The organism is Clostridium aestuarii (assembly GCF_026735135.1).
Taxonomy (GTDB): Bacteria; Bacillota; Clostridia; order Clostridiales; family Clostridiaceae; genus Clostridium_H; species Clostridium_H aestuarii.
Window position 1 is genome coordinate 1 of sequence record NZ_JAPQER010000025.1, and the last position, 1,085, is coordinate 1,085.

Below are 1,085 nucleotides of genomic sequence, written 5' to 3' on the forward strand. Positions count from 1 at the left end.
CTTATTCCTGCTGCTGCTCTTTCTTCTGCAGTATATGGTGAATGAGTCATTGATGCTGGATGTTGAATTAATGTTTCAGTATCTCCTAAGCTTACTGCTAATGAAGCTAATTGAACATTATTCATAATTACTCTTCCTTCTTCTACTGCACCCTTAATTTCAAAAGATATCATACCACCTGGTAATGCCATTTGTTTTTTAGCTAAATCATATTGTGCGAAACTCTTAAGTCCTGGGTAGTATACTTTTTCAACTGCTGGATGAGCTTCTAAGAATTCTGCAACTTTCATTGCGTTTGAACTATGTTTTTCCATTCTTATATCTAAAGTTTTCATTCCTCTGATTACTAAGTAAGCATTCATAGGACTGCAAACTGATCCTGTCATATCTTTAACTCCAACTAATCTAACTTGATCTATAAATTCTTTTTTACCTGCTGCAAATCCTATGATAACATCTCCATGTCCATTTAAATATTTTGTTCCTGAATGAAGAACAACATCAGCACCAAAATCTAATGGTTTTTGAATGTATGGAGTATTGAATGTATTATCAACAAATACTAAACAATCTTTAACTTCATGTGCCATTTTAGCTACTGCTTCTATATCTGTGATTTTTAATGTTGGGTTAGCAGGTGTTTCTAAATATACTACTCTAGTATTAGGTTTTATAGCATTTTTAACTTCTTCAAGATTAGTGATATCTACAAATGTAACTTCTATTCCAAATTTAGTAAGTCCATGATTTAATAATGCAAAAGTACAACCATAAAGTGTATCTGATGCAACAACATGGTCTCCTGCTTTTAATGCTGTCCATAATGATGATGATATAGCTCCTATACCTGATGCTGTAGCTACTGCTGCTTCAGCTCCTTCTAATAAAGCAAGTTTTTCTTCTAATTCAGAAACTGTTGGATTTCCAAGTCTTCCGTATACATATCCTTCTTCTTGTCCTGCAAATCTTCTTCCACCTTGTTCTGCTGAATCAAATATAAATGTAGATGTTTGGAATATTGGAGTAGCTAATGATCCAAATTGCTTGTCTCCTGCATGTCCTCCGTGTATAGCTTGTGTTGCAAC

General features: G+C 33.8%; 1 protein-coding gene. It reads right to left on the reverse strand.

Going from position 1 to position 1,085, the window contains the following annotated elements; all coding sequences use genetic code 11:
* The coding region (gene megL, locus OW763_RS16765) for a methionine gamma-lyase (protein WP_268042740.1) at nucleotides 1-1,085 on the reverse strand (1,085 nt) is incomplete at both ends.